This window comes from Janthinobacterium sp. UMAB-56, assembly GCF_900095265.1.
In the GTDB taxonomy this organism is placed as follows: Bacteria; Pseudomonadota; Gammaproteobacteria; order Burkholderiales; family Burkholderiaceae_D; genus Janthinobacterium.
Genome location: NZ_LT607652.1, coordinates 355,431 through 380,113 on the forward strand (window position 1 = coordinate 355,431; position 24,683 = coordinate 380,113).

A 24,683-nucleotide genomic window follows, 5' to 3' on the forward strand; every position below is an offset into this window, starting at 1 on the left:
TTAAGGCAACCATTCTCATGAGAAATGTTGCATAATATCGGACGTTGAATTTTTGGCATGTGCCAAGGATTCCTTATGTCTTGTTTTTTTATGGGAATGGTATGCAACTGAATCACGCTTTTGTTTTGACCCTCATCGCCGCTTCCCTTGCCGCTTGTGGCGGCGGTAGTTCCTCCTCGCCTGCCGATGTCAAGGTGGCAGTGAATGCCGACAAGCCTGCCGATCCGGTGGCGCCGGTCGCGCCGGTCACGCCCGTCGTGCCGACGGCCACGGGCGAAAACACGGGCGCCGTCAGCGCGCGCTTTGTCAAGGGCGACAGTGCCCGCTTTGTCTTTGTGTCGATCGGCTTGCAGAGCAATGGCAAGGCCGGCACGCTGGTGCAGGACGCTTCGGGCGCCCTGAGCGACATCAACGGCATCGTCTTCACCGGCAATCCGGCGGTCACGCGCGAAATCAGCGGCGACGCGTCTTTTGCGCAGGGACGCTGGTTCAAGGGGACGTTTAGCAACGCCTTTGGCGCCACCAGCCTGACTGGCAATAACGCCAGCGCCCATTACGTTGTCTACAATTCCCTCGCTGCGCTGCCGGCCACCGGCACACCGACCTGCGATGCGGGTACATTCACGGCACCCGCCTACATGGGTGGCGCCAGCGTCTCCCCGGCTGCCAACTTCGGCACGGCCAGCGGCACTGCCAGCGTGTCGTTCGATGCCTCCGGCGCCAAGGTCGTGCTGTCCATCGATACCAGCGCCGGTGGCAGCACGGGCAAGGTGAGCGCCTCGAGCAGCATGGCTTCGGCCGGGTCGAGCAGCATCGTTGGCGGCTACCTGTCGGGCGGCACGGGCGCGCAGCTGGTGCTGGCCGACGGCGGCGCTGGCCGCTATCTGCTGATCGCCGCCTACAAGGCGCAACTGGCAAATGGCGCCAATTACCAGGGCGTGGCCACGTTCCGTTGCTCCTGATCGTGCGGGCATGAAAAAAGCGGCGTCCGTGCAATGCACGGCGCCGCTTTTTTCATGCCCGTCGCAATTAGCGCAACGCTGCGATCATCTGTTTCAGCTTGCCGGAATCGACGCAGAAGGCGCGAATGCCTTCGGCCAGTTTTTCCGTCGCCATCGCGTCTTCATTCATCATGAAGCGGAAGGCTTCTTCGTTCAGTGACATCTGCACGATGTTGGTCGATGGCGCCGCTTCGGCGCTCAGCTTGCGCTCCACCGGCGCCTCGCTGTCGGCCAGCTTTTGCAGCAGGTCGGGGCTGATGGTAAGCAGGTCGCAGCCGGCCAGTTCGAGGATTTGCGAGGTGTTGCGGAAGCTCGCGCCCATCACCTCGGTCTTGTAGCCGAACTTGCGGTAGTAATTGTAGATGCGGCGTACCGATTGCACGCCCGGGTCTTCCGCGCCGACGTAGTCGATGCCCGTCGATTTCTTGTACCAGTCGTAGATGCGGCCGACGAAGGGCGAAATGAGCTGTGCGCCCGCTTCGGCGCAGGCAATCGCCTGGGCCAGCGAGAACAGCAGGGTCATGTTGCAGCGGATGCCTTCCTTTTCCAGGATGGCGGCGGCGCGGATGCCTTCCCAGGTGGAGGCGATCTTGATCAGTACGCGCTCACGGGCAATGCCGGCGTTCGAATACAGGGCGATCAGGTCGCGGCCCTTGGCCACCGTGCCTTGCGTGTCGAACGACAGGCGTGCATCGACTTCGGTGGAGACGCGGCCGGGGATGGTTTGCAGGATTTCCACGCCAAATGCGATCAGCAGGCGGTCGATGATTTCGGCGGTGGAGGCGTTCGGATGGTCGCGCACGGCCTTTTCCAGCAGCGGCTTGTATTCATCCTTTTGCACAGCCTTCAGGATCAACGACGGATTCGTCGTCGCATCGCGCGGCGTGTAAGCCTGGATCGATTGGAAGTCGCCGGTGTCGGCCACCACGGTAGTAAATTGCTTCAGTTGTTCGAGTTGGTTCATGGCTGCACAGGAAAGAGTGAAAGGGCTTGCCAGGCTATTGTACATAATCCGGCCAGTCCGCCCGTGCTCTTTATTGTCATTGCTGCAAAGTGCCTGCCAAAACGTTCAGGGCAAGGAGGTGCAGCGCCGCCATGGACGCTTTTCAGGCGCTCTATCCGATGAAGGAGTCGAACTGCATGTCGAATTCCTGCAGCGCTTTTTGCGCATTCTGCATTTTCTTGCGGAATTCAGGTCCACGCTGCAGGGCCAGGCCCACGGCCAGTACGTCGATCACCACCAAGTAAGCCAGGCGCGCCGAAATCGGCGTGTAGGGGTCGGTGTTGAAGACCAGGTCGATCGGGATCAGCACCGTTGCCAGGTCGGCCAGCGGGGTGCCCGATGGGGCCAGCACGACGACGTCGGCACCGCCGCGGCGCGCCAGTTTCACGGAGCGCACCAGGGCAGGGCTGTTGCCGCGCTGCGAGATCGCCACCAGGCAGTCGCCGCCGCGCAGCAGGGCCGCGGCGATACTGTGGATGTTCGGATCGCTGTAAGCCACCGTCGGCACGCCCGAGCGGAAGAACTTGTGCTGCGCGTCGGCCGCCACGATGCCCGATGTGCCCTGGCCATAGAATTCGATCTTGCTGGCGCGCGACAGGATGTCGAGCGCGCGCTGGATCGCTTCCGGGTTCAGGTTGTTGCGCAGGTCGAGCAGGGTGTTGATCGAGCGGCTGCAGATTTTATTCACCAGGTCGGCCGCCAGGTCGTCCTGCGCCGGCTGTTCGTTCGCGCCCGGCATGGCCAGGGCCAGGCCTTGCGCCAGCTTCAGCTTGAATTCATGCCAGCCGTCATAGCCCAGCGTGCGGCAAAAGCGCACCACGGTCGGTTCCGACACCTGTGCGCTTTTCGCCAGCGCCGTGATGTTCTGGCTGACCGTCTGGTTAGGCTGGTCAAGCACGGCCAGGGCGACCTTCTTCTCCGACTTGGAGAGCGAATCGAGCTGGGTGCGGATGGAGTCAAGCAGCATCAGGGTAGTCTTTTGGCTAGGTGTTCAGGAGTGGGAAGCAGGCGATTGGCCTGCCCATGCATGGGCAGGCCCTGGTCTTGCCTGTTAATCCTCTGGTAATGCTTCTTCACGCCACTGCAAGCCATCGCGGCCGATCAGGGCGCTGGCGGCTGCCGGGCCCCAGGTGCCGGCCGTGTAGGGAATCGGCGCACTGTCGTTCTGTTCCCAGCTGTCGAGTATCGGCTCGACCCATTCCCAGGCCGCTTCCAGTTCGTCGCCGCGCATAAACAGGGTCAGCTGGCCGCGCAGGACGTCGAGCAGCAGGCGCTCGTAGGCGTCCATGCGCGGCGTCTTGAACGATTCGCGGAAATCGAGTTCCAGTTCCGCCGGTTTCAAGCGCATGCCGTCGCCCGGGGTCTTCGCCATCAGGTTCATGCGCAAGCCTTCGTCCGGCTGCAAACGGATCACCAGGCAGTTTGGCTGGAAGCTGGAGGTGGGCTGGTTGAAGATCGAATGCGGGATTTGCTTGAAGCGCACGACGATCTCGGCCAGGCTGTCGGCCATGCGCTTGCCTGTGCGCAGGTAGAACGGCACGCCGGCCCAGCGCCAGGTGTCGATTTCCGCCTTCAGCGCGACGAAGGTTTCAGTGCGCGAGTGTTCCGGCGCATCCGGCTCGTCGCGGTAGCTCGGCACGGTTGCGCCGTCGACGTGGCCGGCACGGTACTGGCCGCGCACGATGTTTTGCGCCAGGGTGGTGGGCGTGAATTTTTTCAGCGAGCGCAGCACTTGCAGTTTTTCATCGCGCACGGCGTCCGGCGCGATCGACGTCGGCGGTTCCATGGCGACAATGCACAGCAGTTGCAGCAAATGGTTTTGCAGCATGTCGCGCAAGGCGCCCGAGGTGTCGTAGTAACCCATGCGGTTGCCCACGCCCAGTTTCTCGGCGATGGTGATTTGCACGTCGGAAATCCATTCGCGGCGCCACAGTGGTTCGAACAGGATGTTGCCGAAGCGCAGGGCCAGCAAGTTCTGCACGGTTTCCTTGCCCAGGTAATGGTCGATACGGTAGATCTGCGATTCCTGGAAGACCTTGCCCACTTCGGCGTTGATCTGCTTGGCGCTGGCCAGGTCGCGGCCCAGCGGCTTTTCCAGCACCACGCGCGAATTCGGCGTGACCAGGTCATTGTCTTCGAGGTTGTCGCAGATGAGGGCGAACAAATGCGGCGGCGTCGCCAGATAGTAGACGCGCGTCAGGTCGGCATCGCCGCGCAGCGCTTCGACCAGCGGCGCGTATGTGGCCGCATCGCTGGCATTGAGCGACACATACACGATGCGCGCGCAAAATTTGCTCCAGGTGGCGGCATTCAGGGTGCTGGCCTTGATGTGAGGGCGCGAGTTGGTCTCTACCATCTTCAGGAAAGCATCCTGGCCGCTGTCCTGGCGGCCCACACAGATGATGCGCGCCGTCGGCGGCAAATCGTTCGCGACGTCGCGCGCATACATTGCAGGCAACAACTTGCGCATTGCTAAATCGCCGCTGCCGCCAAACAGGACCAGGTCAAAATCGGTAAGTGCCATAAGTGAGTGTCGTCGCAAAAGTAAAAGGGCCGGAGCGGGGAGGAGGCCGACCGGAAGTGCCAGTCTGTCGCTACTATAATCGGTGGTGTAAATTTACTACGTAGAACGGGCAATTGCAAGAAATTTTACTACATTTCATCCGCTGCCGTCGCAGTTTTGCCCGGTATGCATGCCAGCGGCGCGAGCATGGCCATTATATGCCGTTCGCTGGCGCCGGCGCAGCGTTCTGCTTTTCATGGGCTGTTCAAAGTAACCATGGTTGCCAGGGAAATTTTCGCTTCTCTCCGTCACCATTTGCGCTGTAGCAACAAGCAAATCAAGAAATGCTGTCAGTATCGCCGTTGGCAGCGTAAAGTAGCTTTGAAGAAAGTAAAAAAACGTATAATTCAAGCTCGAATCAATAGCAACTATTGGTTGTATTGGTTGTACTACACTGCACCGCTAGCGCCGGCCATGCCCCGAACCCGCCGTCCGACGTCCATGCGATGTGCAGTCCGCACTGCCCGTGGCATTCAGGGCAGGCGACTAACTTTACAAGACGGCTCAAGGGGACACAATGAATTCAATGCAGCAAGATGTCGATGAACGCACCAGCCTGACAGGCAATAACAAATTCGAACTGTTCCTGTTCAAGCTGGGTACCAGTGATCACTCGACCAGCCGCGAACTGTTCGGCATCAATGTGTTCAAGGTCCGTGAAATCATGGAAATGCCGGCCATTACGGCGGTGGCCGGTTCGCACCCGCACATGCTGGGCGTGGTCAACATCCGAGGCCAGATCGTGCCCGTGATCGACTTGCCGATGGCGGTCGGCTGCAAGAGCAATGGCTTGAAGATACTGATGGTGACAGAATTTGCCCGCTCGACACAGGCGTTTGCCGTGGAAGAGGTCGATGAAATCGTGCGCCTCGAATGGAACCAGGTCTTGTCGGCCGAATCGAGCGTCGGTGGCGGTCTCGTTACGAGTATTGCGCGCCTCGATGGCGATACGGACAAGACGCGCCTGGCACAAGTGCTGGACGTGGAGCAAATCCTGCGCAACGTGCTGCCATCGGGCGACCCGGATGTGGACGAGAACAGCATCGGCCCGCAAGTGCGCCTGCCTGCCGGCGCCGTGATCCTTGCGGCCGACGATTCCTCGCTGGCCCGCTCGCTGATCGAGAAGGGCCTCGAAGCGATGGGCGTGCCCTTCATCATGACCAAGACGGGCAAGGAAGCGTGGGAGCGTTTGCAGGCGATCTCGGCCCAGGCTGCCAGCGAAGGCAAGACGGCGAAGGACAAGGTCGCACTGGTGCTGACCGACCTGGAAATGCCGGAAATGGATGGCTTTACCCTGACGCGTAACATCAAGAACGATGGCCGCTTCTCCAACATCCCCGTGGTGATCCACTCGTCGCTGACGGGCTCGACTAACGAAGACCACGTCAAGGGCGTGGGCGCCGATGGGTATGTGGCCAAGTTTGTGGCCGCTGAACTGGCTGAAACCATCCGCAAGGTGCTGTCGCGTTAATCTGCGCGCACGCATGTTAAAAAGCGCCGGCACCCGCGAGGGCCCGGCGCTTTTTCATGCTGGCAAACGATTACGCCTGATACAGGTGTTCCGGCTGGCCTGCCACGTCCACGCGTACGGACAGCACGTGGCCCGTCAACGGGTAGTCGGCGATCTCGGCGTTTGACCTGTTGTGGCTGGCGCTGGTGATGTACAGGGTGCGCAGGTCGGGGCCGCCGAACGTCAGCATGGTGGGGCAGCGCACGGGCACGCTAATTTCACCCAGCAAATGGCCATCGGGGGCGAAGCGTAAAATCTTCCCGCCTTCAAACATGGCCGACCAGTAATTGCCTTCGCTGTCGACGGCTGCACCATCGGGGCGCCCGCCGTAGTCGGCGGCCTTCTTGTCCATGGAAAAACGCTGGAACGGTTGCGGCGCGGAAATGGCACCCGTGGCCGCGTCGAAATCGTAACGGTCGATGCGGTGCGTGGTGGTATCCGAGTGGTACATGGTGCGCCCATCAGGGCTGAAGCCCAGGCCGTTCGACACGGTCATGCCGCCGGACCAGACCTTGCGCACTTGTCCTTTTTCCAGCACGAACATTTCCGCCGCATCAGCGCTGCGCGGCTCGAAAATCGTGCCGACCCAGAAGCGGCCGGCAGGGTCGACCTTGCCATCGTTGAAGCGCGTGGTGGCCATGTCGAACGGCGCCGGGGCGATTTCCGCCAGGCTGCCTGTCTTCGTGTCGAGGTGGGCAAAGCCGCTGCGCAGGGCCACGATCAGGCCGCCGCCCGCATTGATGGCCAGTGCCGACGGTTCCGTCGGCATGTTCCAATGGTCATGCTGGCCGCTGGCCGGGTGCAAGCGGTGCACGGCGCGGCCGTCGATGTCGACCCAGTACAGGGCCGCTTCCTTGCCATGCCATAGCGGGCATTCGCCCACTTGCATGGCTTTGTCGCTGACTACCTTGATTTCGTAAATATTCATCTATCTCTTTTTAATATGCGGCTTTTGCTGCTTTCGCCAAGGCAATCAAGCCATTGGTCGAGCTGTCGTGGTGGTCGGGACGGGCTTCGCCCGTCAGTTCGGCCTGGATTTTCTTCGCCAGCACCTTGCCCAGTTCCACGCCCCACTGATCAAAACTGTTGACGTTCCACAGGACGCCCTGCACGAAGGTCTTGTGTTCGTACAGCGCGATCAGGGCGCCCAGGGTGGTCGGGGTCAGCTGGTCCATCAAAATGGTATTGCTGGGGCGGTTGCCGGGGAAGGTCTTGTGCGGCACCAGCGCCTCGATCTCGCTTTCCGGCAAGCCTTGCGCCTGCAAATCAAGACGAACTTCCTCGCCCGTCTTGCCCGTCATGAAGGCTTCCGACTGGGCGAAGCAGTTGGCCAGCAGGGCGTCGTGGTGGCCCGGCAAATCGTGCGTGGCGCGCAGGGCGGCGATGAAATCGATGGGCGTGATGTCGGTGCCCTGGTGCAGCAACTGGAAGTACGCATGCTGGGCATTCGTGCCGCAATCGCCCCAGATGACGGGGCCGGTCGGCACGTCGACGGGCACGCCATCCTTGCTGACGCGCTTGCCGTTGCTTTCCATGTCCAGCTGTTGCAAATAGGCAGCAAAACGGCTCAAGTCCTGGTGATACGGCGCGATGGAAACGGAACCGCAATCGAGGAACTGGCGGTTCCAGAAACCGACCATGGCCAGCACTACGGGCATGTTGTTTTCCAGGGGTGCCTGGCGGAAGTGTTGATCCATCGCATGCGCGCCGGCGAGGAAATCGCTGAAGTATTCAAAACCCACCGACAGGGCCACGGCCAGGCCGATCGAGGACCAGACGGAATAGCGGCCGCCGACCCAGTCCCAGAACGGGAACATATTGTCCGGCGAAATGCCGAAGTCGACGATGGCTTGCGTGTTGGTCGAGACGGCCACAAAATGTTGGGCTAGATCCTTTTCTTCGCCTTCGAGCAGGAACCAGGCGCGCGCCGTGTTGGCGTTGAGCATGGTTTCAGCCGTGACGAAGGTTTTCGATGCCACGATGAACAGCGTCGTTTCCGGATCGACTTTGGACAGGGTCGCTTCCATGTCGTGCCCGTCGACGTTGGAAACAAAGTGCATTTCCAGGCCGGGGTTGGCGTAGGAGCGCAGCGCCAGGCAAGCCATTTTCGGGCCCAGGTCCGAACCGCCGATACCGATGTTGACGATGTCGCAAATCGGCTTGCCCGTGTAGCCGAGCCAGCTGCCATTGCGTACCTTGTCCGTAAACGCTTTCACGCGTTGCAGCACATCTTGCACGTCAGCATCGATATCCTGGCCATCGACCACCAGCCTGGTGCCGCGTGGCGCGCGCAAGGCGGTATGCAGAACGGCCCGATGTTCGGTAAGATTGATTTTCTCGCCAGTGAACATGGCTTCGCGCTGCGCTTCCACGCCGCGCTCGCGGGCCAGTTCCATCAGCAGGCGCATGGCGGTGGCGTCGACGCGGTTCTTCGAGTAATCGAGCAGCAGGCCGGCCGCATCGACCGTCATCGTCGAAAAACGCGCGGGGTCGAGCGCAAACAGCTGGCGCAGATGCACCTCGCGCAGGCTGGCGCTATGCGCTTGCAGGGACTGGAAACTGGCGGTGGCGGTGATGGCAGGAGTAGGTGCTGGCTGGCGCATGGCGGTCGGCTTGGGTGCTTGTCTCGGTTGAAAGGAGCGCGGCGCGTTCGTGGTGGCGAACAGCAGATCCGGCGTTGGTGTGAGAATAATACATCAGAAAAACGTAATTTCACTACAGTTTGTGACGTGGAGGCGATTTTGTTGTGCTTTTTTTAGCGATTTTTCCCGTGTTACAAGAGATATATTGGTAAGTGCTGGTACGCGATATTTGCCCGGTTTGCTTTGACAGAGCGCAAGCTGAGGCTTATTTCTGTTGTTGGCCCATGCAAGAGTGCTTCTTCTTCACCATTTTGTAGTAAAATTTCACAAAATACTCATTTTTAAGGAAATCCCATGACGCTGCATCCAGTAGTCGAATCCGTAACAGCGCGCATCATCGCGCGCAGCCGGCCCTCGCGCGGCGCCTATCTGGCGCATCTGGATGCGGCCCGCATCCAGGGCGTGCAGCGCGGCGCCCTCTCGTGCACCAACCTGGCGCACGGCTTTGCCGCCTTTCCCGTCAACGACAAGCTGTCGCTGAAGGAATACAAGAAGCCGTCCGTGGCCATCGTGTCCTCGTACAACGATATGCTGTCGGCGCACCAGCCGTTTGAAGGCTTTCCGCAGATCATCAAGCAAGCCGTGCGCGAAGTGGGCGCCGTAGCCCAGTTCGCCGGCGGCGTGCCTGCCATGTGCGATGGCGTGACGCAAGGCCAGCCGGGCATGGAACTGTCGCTGTTCTCGCGCGACACCATCGCCATGTCGACGGCTGTGGCGCTGTCGCACAATATGTTCGATGCGGCCCTGTACCTGGGCGTGTGCGACAAGATCGTGCCTGGCCTGTTGATCGGCGCGCTGCACTTCGGCCATTTGCCCGCCGTCTTCGTGCCGGCCGGTCCGATGACGTCGGGCCTGTCGAACCAGGAAAAAGCCAAGGTGCGCCAGTTGTATGCGCAAGGCAAGGCCACGCGCGAAGACTTGCTCGAAGGCGAATCGAAAGCCTACCACGGCGCCGGCACCTGTACCTTCTACGGTACGGCGAACAGCAACCAGATGCTGATGGAAGTGATGGGCCTGCACTTGCCGGGCGCCGCCTTCATTACGCCGAACACCCCGCTGCGCGATGCGCTCACAAGAGCCGCCGCCCAGCGTGCCGCCGGCATCACGGCGCAAAGCGCCAATTACTTGCCAGTCGGTCATATCGTTGACGAGAAATGTATCGTCAACGCCGTCGTGGGCTTGCTGGCCACGGGCGGTTCGACCAACCATACCCTGCACCTGGTGGCCATCGCCAAGGCGGCCGGCATCGTCATCGACTGGAACGATTTCAATGAACTGTCGGCCATCGTGCCTATGCTCACGCGCATCTATCCGAACGGCGACGCCGACGTGAACCATTTCCACGCGGCCGGCGGCACGGGCTATTTGATCCGCGAATTGCTGGATGCGGGCTTGCTGCACGAAGACGTCAATACCATCCTGGGCCACGGCTTGCGCGCGCACTGCATGGAACCGTTCCTGGGCGAAGACGGCAAGGTCTTCTGGCGAGAGGCACCGGCCACCAGCGCCGACGAAAACGTGCTGCGTCCGGCCTCGAACCCGTTTGCGCCGGACGGCGGCATGGTCCTGGTCGCGGGTAACCTGGGCCGCGCCGTCATGAAAGTGTCGGCCGTCAAGCCGCAGCACCGCACGGTGGAAGCGCCTGCCCTGGTGTTCAATTCGCAGGAAGAGTTCATGGCTGCCTATAAGACCGGCACCCTGGACCGCGATTTCGTTGCCGTGCTGCGCTTCCAGGGCCCGCGCGCCAACGGCATGCCGGAACTGCATGCGCTGACGCCCGCGCTGGCCAACCTGCAGGATGCGGGCCGCCAGGTGGCGCTGGTTACCGATGGCCGCATGTCGGGCGCGTCGGGCAAGGTGCCGGCCGCCATCCACGTGTCGCCAGAGATTCTTGCCGGCGGCCCGCTGGGCCTGGTGCGCGACGGCGACATCATCCGTCTAGACGCCTTTACGGGCGTGCTCGAGGCGCTGGTGCCGGCCGACGTCTGGCACGCCCGTTCGCTGGTGACGGCCGACCTGTCGCCGAACCACGTCGGCATGGGCCGCGAGCTGTTTTCCATGTTCCGTTCCACCGTCAGCGCGGCGGAAGAGGGTGCCACCACCTTCGGCCTGCCGTCGCCGATTCCCACCACCGTCGCCTTGCACGACGCCGACAATGTCGGCGATACTGTGCCCGGTTCCGATGAAGACTTTTTGGCTAGGAAATAAGAGATGACCATGACACTACTGGAAATTATGCGCACTTCGAGCGTGATCCCCGTGATTGCAATCGACGATCCTGAACACGCCGTACCGCTGGCGCGCGCGCTGGTGGCGGGCGGCATCCGCGTGCTGGAAGTAACCTTGCGCACCAAGCATGGCCTGGAAGCGATCCGCGCCATGTCGGCCGTGCCGGGCGCCATCGTCGGCGTGGGTACCCTGACCCGTCCCGAAGAATTCGCGCAAGCGCGCGACGCGGGCGCCGTCTTCGGCGTCTCGCCAGGCCTTACTTCCGCCCTGGTGGCGGCGGCGAAAAGCAGCGGCCTGCCCTTGCTGCCAGGCGTGATGACGCCAGGCGAAGTAATGGCGGCGCGTGAAAACGGCTTCCAGCAGCTGAAACTGTTCCCGGCCGTGCCGGCGGGCGGCATCGGCATGCTCAACGCCATCTACGGCCCGCTGCCGGACATCACCTTCTGCCCGACTGGCGGCATCTCGCAAGAGACGGCGTCGCAGTTCCTGGCGTGCAAGAACGTCGCCTGCGTGGGCGGTTCGTGGCTGACGCCGAAAGACGCGATTGCGGCCGGCAACTGGGACCGCATCACGGAAATCGCGAAAGCAGCCAGCGGCCTGCGCTCGGCGTAGTCGTACCTGACATGCGCTACTGCGCGTCGCGCTTTGCGGCCTGCGATGCCCGCCGTACTATAGTACGGTTGCGCTTCTTGGCCACAAATCGCTGCCGCTCGCTGCGCTTCTTTCAGCTATTTGCAGTTGTCGTATTCGGCAAGCTTTCATGCTTGCCGCGTTTCTTTTGTATCGGAGTGCCATGCGCGTGCTGCGCCGCCCCCTGACCATCGGCGAAACCGCCATGGCCCGCAGCGTCTTTCAGGGCGCCATCGACTACGCGCGCGTGCGCGTCGTGCGCGGCTCCTTTCTTCCCTTTGGCTTGCAGGACCAGAACACGGCCATGACGCCGCGCGGCAATATGCACTTCATGCCGGCCCAGTATCGCGACGATTTTTCCCGCGAAGGCAACAGCGGCAAGCTGTTCTTCATCCACGAGATGGTGCATGTGTGGCAGTACCAACTCGGCTACAGCGTGCTGCTGCATGGCGTGCTGCTGGCGCTGAGCGGCGGCTACATCCGGCAGCGGGCCTACCGCTACGCTGCGCAAGCGGGCGGCGTCCTGTCCGACTTCAACATGGAGCAGCAGGGCGACATCATCGCCCACTACTTTGGCGCGCGCCAGCTGGGCATTCCCGCCTACGTGGCGAAACTGCCGCAACTGCAGGAAATACTGCAGGGCTTCCTGATCAACCCCGCCGAGCGCAGCCTGCTGCCGCGCTGAGGCCAGCGTCACGGTGTCGTGTTCGATGCCAGGCGCGCGTCCGGCGCGCGCAGGCTGGCTGGCGCATCCTTGCCCAGCAATAAACGCAGGTCGGCACCCGCGCCGATGCCGCTGTCGTCCGTCGCTTGCAGCTGCGGCATGCCGCCCAGGGCCAGGGCCAGGGCGGCGGCCTCCTGCGCATGGCCGGGGCGGTAGATGATGCTGCTGGCCTGGACACCGTATGGCCGCTGGTTGCCCAGCCGCCGCACGCTGATGCCCATGCTGCCCAGCATGTCGCGCATGCGCGCCGCCATCCCCGTGACGCCATTGCCGTTGATGACTTCCAGGCGTGGCGGCTGCTGCGCCTGCTTTTCCGGGGCGGGCAAGGCTGCCGGCATGGCGTGCGCCGCCACAGGAGCGTCGCGCCAGCTCAGCGCGAAGATATTCGGCTGCAATTGCGTCAGCTGCAAGCGGCTGGCGGTCGCTGTTGTCAGCGCTGCGGGCGCCAGGTCGGGCGCGACGGCTGCCGCGCTGCCATCGACCGCATCGACTGTGCCGACGCTGCGCGCCAACGCCGCGATGGCCAGGTCCAGGTTGGCGCGCGCCGGCTGTTGGCCATTGTCGAGCTGCAAGGACTGGCGCAGCATGCTTGCCGCCTTGTCGTAATCGCCCTGCAGATACAGCACGTAGCCGAGATTGTTGTAAGTCCTGGCCGTCGGCGTTTCTTGCGCCAGCGCCTGCAGCATGCTGCGCGCCGTCTCCAGCTGGCCCAGCTGCGCGTGCAGCACGGCGGCGCCATTGCGCGCGTCGGTCGAAGCAGGGTCCAGCAGCAGGGCTTCGCGGTAGGCCGCCAGCGCCGCGCGCGGATCGCCCAGTTCCTGCATGCGCTTGCCCAGCTTGCAGAACGCCGCAGTGCGGGTGGCGGGACTGTCATCGATGCGCGCCTGAGGTGGCGCCCGGTGATCGCCCTGGCTGGCCGGGCCGGGCAGGTGGCCGCAGGCGGGCAGCAGGCCGGCGCAAGCGAGCATGAGCATCAGTGTGGTGTGCTGTGACATGGCGGTTCTCCGGTCAATTGCCGCCGCCCATGCTGGGCAGGAGCACGCGGTAGATTTGCAGGAAGGCTGGTCCCATCAGGACGACCAGCAGCGAAGGGAAGATGAAAAAGATCAGCGGGAACAGCAGCTTGAGGGCGATCTTCGCCGCTTCTTCCTCGGCCAGTTGGCGGCGTTTCGTGCGTAGCTGGTCCGACTGCACGCGCAGCGAGGCGGCGATGCTGGTGCCGAAGCGCTCGGCCTGGATCAGCATGGCCACCAGCGCGTCGACATCCTCGACGCCCGTGCGCAAGGCCAGGTTGCGCAGTGCCCGTTCCTTGGTGTTGCCGGCGCGCAGTTCCAGCATCACCAGGTGCAATTCCTCCGCCAGCACCGTGCTTTTCAGGGCGATCTCGGCCGCTACACGGGCCAGCGCCGCATCCATGGCCAGGCCCGCTTCCACGCACACCGTCATCAAATCGAGCGCATCGGGAAAGCTTTCGAAGATATCGCGCTGGCGCCGCTTGATCATTTGTTGCAGGACAAAGTTGGGCAGGTAGTAGCCGATGGCGGCCACGATCAGCAGCCAGAACAGGAGAGCTTTGCCCGCCATCTGGCTGCCCGAGGCGCTCAGTCCCAGGAAGAGCATCAGTGGCAAGCCGATGGCCAGCATGGTCTTGGCGGAAAAGAACAGGATGGGCGCCGAGGCCTGGCGCAAGCCGGCATTCATGAAGCGCCGGCGCATCGCCGAGCCTTCCCAGCCCTGGTCGGGAAGCGACAGTTTGGCCAGCGGGCCGCTCAGGCGTACCATGCGCGCCAGCCAGGGGCTGGGTGCCGAGGCGCCTGGCGCTGCCGTGCTCTTGCCGGTGGCGTTGTCCATGCGCTGGCGCAAGGGATCGGGGGCAAGGCTGCGCATGGCCACCAGCACGGTGCCGAAGACGGCAATGAAGAGCAGGGCGAGAAAGGCGAAATGGACGGGATTCATGAGGATTCTCCTTGCGGGCTCAGACACGGATGCGGATGATGCTGCGCATGACAAAGACGCCGCACACCATCATCAGCAGGGCGCCGGCGAGCATCTTGCGTCCGCCCGGGTCGACGAACAGCATTTCCAGGAATTGCGGATTGGTCAGGTGGATCATGGCCGCCGCGCCGAAGGGCAGCAGCGACAGTATCCAGGCCGACAGCCTGCCTTCGGCCGACAGTACGCGCACCTGTCCCAGCAGCTTGATGCGCTCGCGGATGATGCGGCTGATGCTGTCGAGCAGTTCCGCCAGGTTGCCGCCCGTTTCGCGCTGGATCAGCACGGCGATGACGAAGTAGCGCAAGTCGGTGCTGGGCACGCGCGTGGCCAGGTTCATCAGGGCGTCCTGCATGGCGATGCCGAAATTGACTTCGTCGAAGGTGGCGCGAAATTCCACGGCCAGCGGCGCGTTCATTTCATCGCCGACCATTTTCAGGGCGGTCGGAAAGGCATGGCCGGCGCGCAGGGCGCGCGCCATCAGGTCCAGCGCATCGGGCAATTGCTGCTCGATGCGCTGCAGGCGCTTGGTCTTGGCGCGCAACACCACCAGCAGCGGCAACAGGGCTGCGCCGGCCACCAGCGGCAGGCGCAGCATCCACGGCACGCCGAAGTAGCTGAGCAGAAAAAACGCGGCGCCGGCCGTGGCCAGCATCACGCCGGCGAAGCTGGCCACGCTCCAGCTCAGGCCCGACTGTTCCAGCAGGCGGTCGAGCGCATGCACGCGGGGCACGCCGAGCAGCACGCGCTGCAGGGCCGGGGTGTCGCTCAGCAGGCGCTTCTTGATCATCGAGCTGCCCGTGGCGCCATGCGCGCCGGCCGACATGATGCGCAGGCGGCGCGCGACCCTTTCCGCTTCCGGGCCGCGCGAGGTATTCCACGCCAGGTACAGTCCCTCGATCAGCAGCACCACGGCGATGAAGGTGAAGATGGCGAATACGTAATAGAGATAGTCCATGATGCTCCCCTTAGTGGTACTGGCGGGCGGGATCGAACAGGGTTTCCGGCAGGCTGATGCCGAAGGCGCGCAGGCGTTCCAGGAAATGCGGCCGCACGCCGCTGGCATGGAAATGTCCCTGTACCGTGCCGTCCTCGCCGATGCCCGTCTGGCGGAAGGTGAAGATTTCCTGCATGGTGATCATCTCGCCTTCCATGCCCGTGATTTCCTGGATCGAAATGATCTTGCGCTTGCCGTCCGTCAGGCGCGCCACCTGCACCACCACGCTGATGGCTGAACTGATCTGCTGGCGCATGGCTTTGACGGGCAGGCCCGCCGAGGCCATGCTGATCATGTTCTCCAGCCGCGTCAGCGCGTCGCGCGGGGTGTTCGCGTGGATGGTGGCCATCGATCCTTCATGGCCCGTGTTCATGGCGCCCAGCATGTCGAGCGCTTCGGCGCCGCGCACCTCGCCGAGGATGATGCGGTCGGGGCGCATGCGCAGCGCGTTGCGCACCAGCGCGCGCTGCGTCACTTCGCCCTTGCCCTCGATGTTCGCGGGCCGCGTTTCCAGGCGCACCACGTGCGGCTGCTGCATCTGCAGTTCGGCCGCGTCCTCGATGGTGACGATGCGTTCGGCCGTGCTGATGAAGCCGGAAATCGCATTGAGCATGGTGGTCTTGCCGCTGCCCGTGCCGCCCGAGATCAGGATGTTGACCTTGGCCTTGCCCAGCGCCTGCAAGGTGGTGCTCATTTCCTCGGTCAGGCTGTGCTTGAGCATCAGGTCGGCCAGCCGCAGGGGCTGTGCCGAGAAGCGGCGTATCGACATCACGGGGCCGTCGATGGCCAGCGGCGGGATGATGGCGTTGACGCGCGAACCGTCGGGCAGGCGCGCATCGACCATGGGGCTCGATTCATCGATGCGCCGACCCACGCGCGAGACGATTTTGTCGATGATCTTCATCAGGTGCGCGTCGTCGGTGAAGCGGATGTCGCTCAGTTCCAGGCGGCCATGGCGCTCGACATACACCTGGCTGCAGGTGTTGACGAGAATGTCGGACACGCCGGGATCGGCCAGCAGCGGTTCGAGCGGGCCGAAGCCGAGTACTTCATCCTGGATGTCGCGGATCAGCGAGCGCCGTTCCAGCTCGTTGATCACCACATTGTCTTCCGTGAGCACGTCGCTGACGAGGATCTTCAGTTCTTCGCGGATCTGTTCGCGCGACAGGCGCTGCATGCCTTCCAGGTCGACGCGGTCGAGCAGCGCCTGGTGGGTGCGGTGCTTGAGTTGCTGGTAGCTCTGGCTGGCTGCGCCCTGGTGCGCGGCATCGTCATTCAGGCTGGCGTCATCCTGAGCATAGCCCAGGCGGTCCCGCAGGGTAAGTTTTTCGGCAGTCATGGTCGGTCTCCTGTGAATGGGGGGTATCTGGCTGGAGCCTCAGGCACGCGCCAGCAGCCGCGCCACCCAGCCTTGCGCGGCTGGCGGGGTTTCGCCGGCCAGGCTGGCGGCCAGTGCCTGCAGGGCGCGCGAAACGGGATTGTGCGGCGTCAGTTTGAGGATGGGCACGCCCTGGCTGACGGAGGCCGCCACCGCCTCGTAATGGTTGGGGATGGACTTGTAGACGTGCTTGCCATACGCCGCTTCCAGGTCGGCCACGCGGATGTTGTCGCTGCTGGCATAGCGGTTCAGGATCAGGCGGATCTTGTCTTCGCGGTAGCCGAGGCCACGGAACACGTCGAGCAGGCGCTTGCCGTCGCGCACATACGGCAAGGTTGCCTGCAGCACGGGGAAGATCAGGTCGGCCCGGTCCAGCGCGCGCACGCTGACGGGGTCGAGGCCGCGCCCCACGTCGAGCAGGATATAGTCGTACTGGCTGCGCGCCAGGGTCAGCAACCGGTCGATATGCTCCGCTTCGACGTCGGCCGCATGGGCGGGATCGTCGGCGGCGGCCAGCACGCTGTACGAGGGCGTGATCTGTATCATGCTGGCGCTGAGCAGCGACGCGTCCAGGCGCACGATCTGCTGCGACAGCTGCGACAGGGTAGTGGCCGGCTTGTGGTCCGAGACGAACAGGGCGGCGTCGCCGAATTGCAGGTTCAGGTCGAGCAGCGCCACCTTGCGCTGCTCGCCTGCAGCCAGTGCGTAACCGAGATTGGCGGCGATGAAGGTGGCGCCGCTGCCGCCCTTGCACGAGACGAAGGCCAGCACCTGGCCCTTGCGCGTGACCTGTTTCTGCAGCTTGTCCTCGATGCGGCGCAGGGCTGCGCACAGGGCCGCATCGTCGTCGGGCGGCAGCACTTCGCGCACGCCGGCGCGCATCGAGCGCAGCAGGAATTGCGGACTTTGCTGCGGACATTGCACGATGATGGCCAGTTGCGGATGGCGCCCCCCCAGCAGCTCCAGCCGTTCCAGCTCTGCTTCGCCCGTCTGCTCCTGTTCCAGTAGCAGCAAGTCCGGCGTGACGCCGTTGTCGAACACATCGGGTATGCTCGCCAGCAGCGCGACGCGGTCGGCCGCGCTGCGTTCGCGCAGCAGGCGGGTGAGCCGCTTGAGCTGGGCTTCATTTTTCGAGACGATGACGATATTCACTTGGTACTCCCCGGTAAAGGCGTTCAGTTGATCTGGAAGCCCAGGCTTTCGGCGTGCATGACCACGACCGAGGCGGGCACGGCGATATTGAGAAAGCCGAACAGGCTGACCATCGGCGTATAGCTGACGTTGTCGATCGACACGCGTACGCTGTCGATGCAACTGGCCGTGCGCGTGTTGTCGCCACAGGCCGACAGGTTGTCGCCCGGGTCCAGCGGCGGCAAGGTCACTTCGGCACCGCTCTTGTTCAGGTAGCTGATGGTGATATTCGCGGCCGTGACTTCGGGCGCCGCAGGCAGGGCCGCGCCGCCGAACAGGGCCAGGGTCTTGACGGCGTCGGCCTGGTCGATCCAGCGCACCACCGCCTCGCGCGCGGCGCGGCGGCTCACCTCCTGCACCGTGTTGTACAGATACAGCATGCGGCCAAATTCGAGGATGCCGAACAGCAGGGTGAAAAACAGCAGCGCCACCAGGGCGAATTCGACGGCGGCGGCGCCGCGCTGGCGACTGCTCGTGGGGGGCGATGAAAGGCGGTGGCGCATGGCGTTCTCCTTACAGCATGTAGCGCATGGTGGTGCGCGGCGAGAGCGGCGTGGCATAGCTGCTGGCCGCGCCGATCACGAAGGGCAGGTACTGGCCCACCGACAGCGTGTAGTTGACGACTTCGACGCGGATGCCGCCCGGCGCAGTGCCGTCGGTGCAGCTGCTGTCGTTGAACGCCGCATCCAGGCAGGTGACCGTCACGTTGGCCGTGGTGAAGTTGCTGATGCCGGCGCTGGTGGCCGCATCGACCACCGTCTGCCGGGCCGCCGGCACGCCCTGCGAAGCGATGCCGGCCTTGGCCTTGACGGACATATTGCGCGCCGCGTCGCGCGTGGCCTTGGTCAGCGCGTCGTAGTACCAGAAGGCGCGGCCGAAGCCGAAGATGCCGGCCAGCAGGGTGACCAGCAGGGCCAGCACGATGCCGAATTCGACGGCGGCGCCGCCGCGCTGGCTGGCATGGGACAGGTGCTTATGCATGGCGGCCTCACTTGTAGAGTTTGATTTCGGAATTCGGCACCGGTTCGATCAGGCCCGCGAACTCGACGTCGAGGCGCTTGGTGCCGCCGGTGAAATCGGCTTTCATCGTCATGAAGAACTTGCCGATGCCCACCGCGTTCATGGTGCCGCACGAAGCCGGTCCCACGGGCGCCGTGCGGCAATCGACCAGCACCACGTTCAGGATGCGCCGGTTGCGCTGGCCCGGATGGGCCACCGACGGCGCCTGGAACGTGGGGCCGCTGGTCTGGTTGTACGGCGAAGGCGGCGTACTGGCAGGAAAGCCAGCGCCGGCGCTGACGGGGTAGCTGGCCGTGTCGAAGTAATTCGCCTTGGCCGTGCTGTACATGGGATTGGCGTTGCCGTCCGTGACGCTATAGGCCGTGCCGGCCTTGGCCGGGGTGGCGCCATTGCTTTGGTAGGCGGGGCCGTAGGACCACAGCACGCCGTAGCCGGCGAACTGGGCGAACGCGGCCGAGGGAGCGGGAACCGTGCCGGCGGGCGGCAGCTGGTAATTCGGCTTGTTGCCAGCCAGGCTGACCGACTGCTGGCTGGGCAGGGTGCTGGCGCCCGGCTGCATCCAGCCGGTGGGTGGCGAGTTGGCGGCGCTGGCGGCGCAGGGCGACGCGCCGCCCACGCATGGGTATTCCTTGATGTTGGTATCCGGAGGGGCCGACACGGGGTCGCACACGGAGGGCCCGCCGTAGTCGTCGAAGCGCGAATTGAGCGAGGCGGCCAGCGAAGCCGTCAGTCCCGTGTTCGTGTAAACCTGTCCCGAGCCGCTGGTGATGACGGCGCTGCTGCCCGTGCACATGAACGGCGCGGTGGAGGCGGCACTCGAATGCGAGGCGCTGCAGCTGCCGGGCGGCGCATCGACGGGGTTGATCAGGTAGGGATCGGATGGTCCGCCCAGCGGATTGAGGCCGAACAGATTGTAGGTGACGCCACGGCGGAAGCCGAATTCGACCAGTTCCGTCAGTCCCGTGCCGGCAGGCGCGGCCGGATACGTGTATTGCGCCGTCTTGTTGGCCGGATCGACGGCGCACACGCCGATCGGCGTGACGTCGTTGACGAAGCGGCCCGCCACGGCCACGCCCGAGGTGCTGGTGCTGGCGATGCCGGCGATGCCCATCAGGTAGGTGGCGAAGGTCTTGCTGCCCGTGTCGACGCGGATGAAGGTCTGGCCCTGGGGACTGGTGCGGGCGCTGGCGCCGGACGACCAGGGACCGTCGGGGCTGGGGCCGAAGCTGATGTTGGCGGCCGTCAGGGTCAGCGTGGTGGAAAAATCGTAGCGGTTCTTTTGCGCGATGGCGATGGCCTTGGCCTGTGCGTTGTCGATGCCGGTGGCGCTTTGATTGAGTTCCACGGCGCCTGCCAGCGCCGAGCTGTCGGCGCCGTTCTGCAATTCCGTCTTGGCGATGTACAGGTGGCCCAGGTCCAGCACCAGGCCGCCCATGGCAAACAGCACCACCAGGGTCAGCCCCAGCACGATGGCGATCGCGCCCTGCTGCTTGTCGTGCCTGCGAAATGCGGTGTTCATAGCTGTCTCCTGGTGGCCTGGGGGGAGTGCATCGTGGGACTGGCGCCTACTGGCGCCCGCCCACGCCGATGGTGAAGACATTCGGTTGCGGTTCCGGCGCCGCGAACGATTTCTGGTAGCGCTGGTAGGCGCTGGCGCCGGCCTTGCCGTCGATGCCGCTGACCGGGTTGGTATTGCGGTAGGCGTCCGGATACATGATCTGCTGCGCCTTGAGCAAGGCCACCGATTCGCCAAAGTGTGCATCGAGCACGGGCGTGGTGGTGGCGGCGCAGCCGGCCAGCAGCAATAGCGACAGCAGGGCGGCGCAAGGCAGGCAATGTGCGGTTTTCATGGTGTTCTCCTATTTGAGGTCGAAGCCGGCGGCGGACTGGGGCGCGGCCGCTTGCGGCTGCATGGGCGCTGCTGGCGCTGCGGGAGCAGGAGCAGGCGCGCTGCCTTCCATTTTTCCCTGCATGAAGATGTCGCCGCGCGTCGGCTCGATGTAGCCGTCGGTGGGCAGCTTGTAGTCGGCCGGCAGCGGCTTGACCAGGTGCGGCGTGATGATGAAGACCAGTTCCGAACGGTCCGTCTGGAAGTCCGTGCTGCGGAACAGGGCGCCCAGCACGGGCACTTCGCCCAAGCCAGGCAGGGCCTTGATATTGCTGGTCACATTGTTCTTGATCAGGCCGCCGATGGCGAAGCTCTGGCCGTCGAACAGCTGCACCGTGGTGGTGGCGCGCCGCGTCGTAAACGAGGGCAGGACGGCCGTCGCCGAGATGCCGGTGGCCGTGATGCCGATGCCATCCTTGTTCAGGTCCGACACTTCCGGCGCCACCTTCAGGTTGATGCGTCCCCCTTCGAGCACGGTGGGCGTGAATTTCACGGCCACGCCGAATTCCTTCTCTTCCAGCGTTATGGTGGGCACGCCGCCATTGTTGGTCTGGCTGACGGGGATGAAGATTTTGCCGCCGGCCAGGAAGCTCGCCTCCTGGCCGCTGATGGCCATGATGTTCGGCTCGGCCAGCACCTTGATCAAGCCATCGCGCTTCTGCGCGTCGAGATTGAAGAAGTTATTCTTGCTGGCGCCGCTCAAGCCGCTGGGATTATTGCTAAGCAGGCTGGACAGCAGTGAGTATGACCAGCTGCCGATGGTCTTGTTGATGCCCAGGCTGGCGCCCAGCTGGTCGACCAGCACCTTCGACACCTCGGCCACCTTCACTTCCAGCATCACCTGCTGCGGTGCGGCGATCGACAGCAGGTTGATCACGCGCGGCATGCCAGCATCGGGCGCTGCCGCTGCGGGCGCTGCGCTGCACATAGGCGTTGGCCAGCGACAGGGCCTGGTCGGCCTTGACGACGTCGCTGACCATGCCCGACAGGATCAGGGTGTCGCCTGCCACCGTGACGTGGATTTTTTCGTTCGGCAGCAGTTCGGCCATGCGTGCCTGCAGGCTGCTGCTGTCGATGCCGACGGCCAGGTCGATGATGGTGGCGTCATTGCTTTTGTTCCACAGGATCAGGTTGGTGGTGCCGACGGAGCGTCCCAGCAGGTACACCTCGTTGGGATTGAGCAGGATGACGTCGGCGATGCGCGGATCGCCGACGGACATGCGGCTGGCGGCGAACGGCAGGCGCATCAGGGTCGACTTGCCTTCGGCCAGGCTCATTTGCGGCGCCATCTCGGTGCGCCCGGCGCGCGATTCGCTTTGCGGCGGCGTGGACTTGGGACGGGTGGCTGGCCGGCTGCTGCGCGCCGCGCCGGTGTCGGCGGCAACGGCGGTGGCGGCGACGGGTTCGCCGCGGGCCTGGGGCGCCAGGGCGCCGATCATGGCGAGGGCAAGCGCCAGGCTGAGTACCCGGCTTCCGCTTGCTGTGCAATATGTGCTCATGGCGTGACTCCTCTGGTGCAGGTTAGAATTGTTGGGAGCTGCGTTCCAGCCCCTTGATGACTTCGACGCGTGGCCCGACTTGTGGCGCAGCTGCGGCAGGACGGCGGCGTGGCAGCGGCCTGGCTTGCACCATGGCGGCGGGGGCTGCAATGGCGACTTTTTCATCGAGCAAACTGGACTTGGTGGCGCCTTCCGTATTGACGGGCTTGTCCTCGACCTGGTTGCGCAGCACCAGCGACAGGGTGCCCACGCTGCGCGCCAGATCGAGTTTTTCCGCCTGTTCCGGCGTCAGTTCCAGGGTCACCGCATTGACTACTTTGGGCTTGGTATCGTCGCGGCTCGATTCCTGGGCAATGGCCAGCACGAGTATGCGTTCGAGCACGATCTTGGAAATATTCGGATCGCGGTCCGGCGTCTTGCGTGCCCCTTCGCCCTGGGTGTTGACGAGGATGTCGACGAAGTTGCCGGGCAGGGCGAAGCCGGCCACGCCCACCACATCGTTGACGCGCACGGTCATGGCGCGCTTGCCCTCGGCGACGACGGCCGACAGGCCGCCTTGCGTGCCGGGAGGCGCCAGCTTGCCTTCCATGATAGGTTCGCCGTGCTGGATGCTGGTGCGCGTGACGCGCGTTTCCAGCAGTTTCGGATCGTTGATGGCGCCCGGTGGCAGCGCGTTCGATGGCCAGTCGACCATGCGTACCATGTCGGGCGTGAGGCGCGCGCCCAGGCTGATGTCGACCTGGGCCACGGCCACCTTGTTGATATTGCCCGAGGCTTGGGCATTGATCCAGCGCGCGGCCACGATGACCGCGGCGAACGCCAGGATGACCGCAATGGCCATCATCGTCAGAGCGCGTGCGTTTCTCATTTTGCTTCCCCTTTGTGCTGGACCGCTACCGGTCCGTTATGTGTGCTTGCAAGGTCGTCATCGCTGCCGAAATAGTTTTTCCAGGCCCACAGCAGCACTTCCGGAGACAGCTGCGCCGCGTGGTCTTCATAGCGCGCCTGGTCGCACACCTGCGCCAGGATGTCGCGCGGGTAGCAGGCCAGCAAGGGCCGCTGGTACTGGTTGTGCAGGTGCAGCAGATAGGTGTAAGAGGCTTCGTCGAAATTGATGCCCAGCTGGGCGCAGGTGCTGCGAAACACGGCCAGATAGTGGTAGGCGCTCAGGGGGCCAACATGGATCTTGTAGCCGATGCGGCGCAGGAAGGAGTCGTCGGCCAGCTGCTGCGGCGCCAGGTTCGAGGAAAATACGACGATGACATCGAAGGGCACGGGGAACTTGTAGCCCGTGTGCAGCGACAGGTAGTCGATATGGCGTGCCATCGGCACGATCCAGCGGTTCATCAGCTCCACTGGCGAGCAGCGCTGGCGCCCCAGGTCGTCGATGATGAAGATGCCGTTGTTGGCCTTCAGGTGCGGCGGCGCCTGGTACAAACGCGTGCCCTGGTCGAATTGCAGGTCCAGCATGTCGAGCGTCAGCTCGCCGCCCGTCAGCACGGCGGGGCGCTCGGCGCGTACCCAGCGTGGGTCGGGCGGCACGGAACCGCTGCGCGAAAGGGTATGCAGCATGGGGTCGAGGAACGGCAGCACTTCGCCGTCGACCATCACGGCATGCGGCAGGGCGATGGCACCGCTGAGCAGGCCATTCAGGCGCTCGGCCAGGTAGCTCTTGCCGCTGCCGGCGGGACCGTGGAAGAACAGGGCGCGCCCGGAATTCATGGCCGCGCCCAGCTGGTCGAGCACGGCCGAACTGGCGACCACGTCGCGGAACTCGCGCTGTACCTCGTCGCGTGTGACCTGCATGTCGGCCACGCTTTGCGCCAGCACCTGGTTGCTGTAATCGGCCAGGGCGACGGGGGCGGGGCCGCTGTAGGCATTGCGGCGCATGTACTCGGCGGCGCGCAGGCGGCCCTGGTCGCCCAGCAGGTAATACAGGTCGGCGTCGGTGCCGCTGCCGCCGTTGCGGCGCGCTTCGCAGAGCTTTTCGGCGCGCATGAAGGTCAGCAGCGGCTCGAGCACGCCGGCACCCAGCTTGACGTGTGTCGACAGGGCGGGCAGGCCGATCTGGCCGCGCAGGAAGAGTATTTTGACCAGCAGTTCGACCAGGAACAGGAAAGGCAATCCTGTTTCTTCGACCGTGCGTGGCGCGCGCCTGGCCGCCGGCTCGATGCCGCCGCCGTCGCTGCGTTCTGGATAAGTGTCAGGCATGATAGGTACTCCTTGTTCGGGTGGCCGGATGTCAGAAGATGAAAGGCAGCAGGCGGTACTTCACCTGGCGCATGTAGACGCGATAGCGCACGTCGGTGGACAGGAAGCGTTCTTCGCGCAGCAGGCGCGCCACCATCATGGTCATCGTCGCAACGTAGGTGACGGTGTTGGCGGGCGAGGTATTGGCCAGCAGGTAGCCGCTCAG

General features: G+C 64.0%; 23 protein-coding genes. 5 read left to right on the plus strand and 18 right to left on the minus strand.

The window, feature by feature from the left end; genetic code table 11:
• Window positions 1-101 precede the first annotated feature (101 nt).
• Window positions 102-962, plus strand: a complete 861-nt coding sequence (locus tag K0F85_RS04695) for a hypothetical protein (protein WP_219114758.1) — start codon at window positions 102-104, stop codon at window positions 960-962.
• Between the two features lie 67 nt (window positions 963-1,029).
• Here K0F85_RS04695 and tal read toward each other — a convergent pair whose 3' ends face one another.
• The 3 genes from tal to zwf form a co-directional block, all read right to left on the minus strand.
• Window positions 1,030-1,965 (minus strand): transaldolase, encoded by a 936-nt coding sequence (gene tal / locus K0F85_RS04700; protein ID WP_219114759.1) that lies wholly within the window; start codon window positions 1,963-1,965, stop codon window positions 1,030-1,032.
• 151 nt (window positions 1,966-2,116) lie between these two features.
• On the minus strand, window positions 2,117-2,971 hold the full coding sequence (locus tag K0F85_RS04705) for an SIS domain-containing protein (RefSeq protein WP_034750862.1): 855 nt from the start codon (window positions 2,969-2,971) through the stop codon (window positions 2,117-2,119).
• A gap of 84 nt (window positions 2,972-3,055) precedes the next feature.
• Window positions 3,056-4,528 (minus strand): glucose-6-phosphate dehydrogenase, encoded by a 1,473-nt coding sequence (gene zwf, locus K0F85_RS04710; protein WP_219114760.1) that lies wholly within the window; start codon window positions 4,526-4,528, stop codon window positions 3,056-3,058.
• 556 nt (window positions 4,529-5,084) lie between these two features.
• Between zwf and K0F85_RS04715 the strand changes: the two genes are divergently transcribed.
• A complete protein-coding gene (locus K0F85_RS04715) occupies window positions 5,085-6,038 on the plus strand; it encodes a chemotaxis protein (protein WP_219114761.1) in 954 nt (317 codons plus the stop codon).
• 70 nt (window positions 6,039-6,108) lie between these two features.
• Here K0F85_RS04715 and K0F85_RS04720 read toward each other — a convergent pair whose 3' ends face one another.
• Window positions 6,109-7,005, minus strand: coding sequence for an SMP-30/gluconolactonase/LRE family protein (locus tag K0F85_RS04720; protein ID WP_219114762.1), 897 nt, complete (start codon window positions 7,003-7,005; stop codon window positions 6,109-6,111).
• Between the two features lie 10 nt (window positions 7,006-7,015).
• Window positions 7,016-8,680: a glucose-6-phosphate isomerase gene (pgi, locus tag K0F85_RS04725; RefSeq protein ID WP_219114763.1), complete on the minus strand. Its 1,665-nt coding sequence runs from the start codon at window positions 8,678-8,680 to the stop codon at window positions 7,016-7,018.
• A gap of 333 nt (window positions 8,681-9,013) precedes the next feature.
• Between pgi and edd the strand changes: the two genes are divergently transcribed.
• From edd to K0F85_RS04740, 3 genes are all read left to right on the plus strand, one after another.
• Window positions 9,014-10,927 carry a phosphogluconate dehydratase gene (gene edd, locus K0F85_RS04730; RefSeq protein WP_219114764.1) on the plus strand — a complete coding sequence of 638 codons (1,914 nt, stop codon included), beginning with the start codon at window positions 9,014-9,016 and terminating at the stop codon, window positions 10,925-10,927.
• A 3-nt stretch (window positions 10,928-10,930) separates the two neighbouring features.
• A complete protein-coding gene (gene eda / locus K0F85_RS04735; protein WP_070260457.1) occupies window positions 10,931-11,560 on the plus strand; it encodes a bifunctional 4-hydroxy-2-oxoglutarate aldolase/2-dehydro-3-deoxy-phosphogluconate aldolase in 630 nt (209 codons plus the stop codon).
• Window positions 11,561-11,741: 181 nt separating this feature from the next.
• Window positions 11,742-12,263, plus strand: coding sequence for a Rhs element Vgr protein (locus tag K0F85_RS04740; RefSeq protein ID WP_219114765.1), 522 nt, complete (start codon window positions 11,742-11,744; stop codon window positions 12,261-12,263).
• Window positions 12,264-12,271: 8 nt separating this feature from the next.
• Here K0F85_RS04740 and K0F85_RS04745 read toward each other — a convergent pair whose 3' ends face one another.
• The 13 genes from K0F85_RS04745 to K0F85_RS04800 are packed head-to-tail and all read right to left on the minus strand — an operon-like array spanning window position 12,272 to window position 24,478.
• Window positions 12,272-13,297, minus strand: a complete 1,026-nt coding sequence (locus tag K0F85_RS04745; RefSeq protein WP_219114766.1) for a LytR C-terminal domain-containing protein — start codon at window positions 13,295-13,297, stop codon at window positions 12,272-12,274.
• 13 nt (window positions 13,298-13,310) lie between these two features.
• Window positions 13,311-14,258, minus strand: coding sequence for a type II secretion system F family protein (locus tag K0F85_RS04750; protein ID WP_219114767.1), 948 nt, complete (start codon window positions 14,256-14,258; stop codon window positions 13,311-13,313).
• 19 nt (window positions 14,259-14,277) lie between these two features.
• On the minus strand, window positions 14,278-15,252 hold the full coding sequence (locus K0F85_RS04755) for a type II secretion system F family protein (RefSeq protein ID WP_219114768.1): 975 nt from the start codon (window positions 15,250-15,252) through the stop codon (window positions 14,278-14,280).
• A gap of 10 nt (window positions 15,253-15,262) precedes the next feature.
• Window positions 15,263-16,630 (minus strand): CpaF family protein, encoded by a 1,368-nt coding sequence (locus tag K0F85_RS04760; RefSeq protein WP_219114769.1) that lies wholly within the window; start codon window positions 16,628-16,630, stop codon window positions 15,263-15,265.
• 39 nt (window positions 16,631-16,669) lie between these two features.
• Window positions 16,670-17,821, minus strand: coding sequence for an AAA family ATPase (locus tag K0F85_RS04765; RefSeq protein ID WP_219114770.1), 1,152 nt, complete (start codon window positions 17,819-17,821; stop codon window positions 16,670-16,672).
• A 23-nt stretch (window positions 17,822-17,844) separates the two neighbouring features.
• Entirely contained in the window at window positions 17,845-18,363 is a 519-nt protein-coding gene (locus K0F85_RS04770; protein WP_219114771.1) for a TadE/TadG family type IV pilus assembly protein, read from the minus strand.
• A 10-nt stretch (window positions 18,364-18,373) separates the two neighbouring features.
• Window positions 18,374-18,841 carry a TadE/TadG family type IV pilus assembly protein gene (locus K0F85_RS04775; protein WP_219114772.1) on the minus strand — a complete coding sequence of 156 codons (468 nt, stop codon included), beginning with the start codon at window positions 18,839-18,841 and terminating at the stop codon, window positions 18,374-18,376.
• A gap of 7 nt (window positions 18,842-18,848) precedes the next feature.
• The gene (locus tag K0F85_RS04780; protein WP_219114773.1) at window positions 18,849-20,399 is read right to left on the minus strand and encodes a Tad domain-containing protein; all 1,551 of its coding nucleotides are present in this window, start codon (window positions 20,397-20,399) and stop codon (window positions 18,849-18,851) included.
• A gap of 46 nt (window positions 20,400-20,445) precedes the next feature.
• Window positions 20,446-20,730, minus strand: a complete 285-nt coding sequence (locus K0F85_RS04785; protein ID WP_219114774.1) for a pilus assembly protein — start codon at window positions 20,728-20,730, stop codon at window positions 20,446-20,448.
• A 9-nt stretch (window positions 20,731-20,739) separates the two neighbouring features.
• The gene (locus tag K0F85_RS28595) at window positions 20,740-21,606 is read right to left on the minus strand and encodes a type II and III secretion system protein family protein (protein ID WP_306983218.1); all 867 of its coding nucleotides are present in this window, start codon (window positions 21,604-21,606) and stop codon (window positions 20,740-20,742) included.
• Window positions 21,488-22,267 (minus strand): pilus assembly protein N-terminal domain-containing protein, encoded by a 780-nt coding sequence (locus K0F85_RS28600; protein WP_257572525.1) that lies wholly within the window; start codon window positions 22,265-22,267, stop codon window positions 21,488-21,490. The genes K0F85_RS28595 and K0F85_RS28600 overlap by 119 nt, the downstream gene beginning before the upstream one ends.
• 22 nt (window positions 22,268-22,289) lie before the next feature.
• The gene (cpaB, locus tag K0F85_RS04795; RefSeq protein WP_219114775.1) at window positions 22,290-23,135 is read right to left on the minus strand and encodes a Flp pilus assembly protein CpaB; all 846 of its coding nucleotides are present in this window, start codon (window positions 23,133-23,135) and stop codon (window positions 22,290-22,292) included.
• A complete protein-coding gene (locus K0F85_RS04800; RefSeq protein ID WP_219114776.1) occupies window positions 23,132-24,478 on the minus strand; it encodes an ATP-binding protein in 1,347 nt (448 codons plus the stop codon). Before K0F85_RS04800 ends, cpaB begins: the two co-directional genes overlap by 4 nt.
• Window positions 24,479-24,683 lie beyond the last annotated feature (205 nt).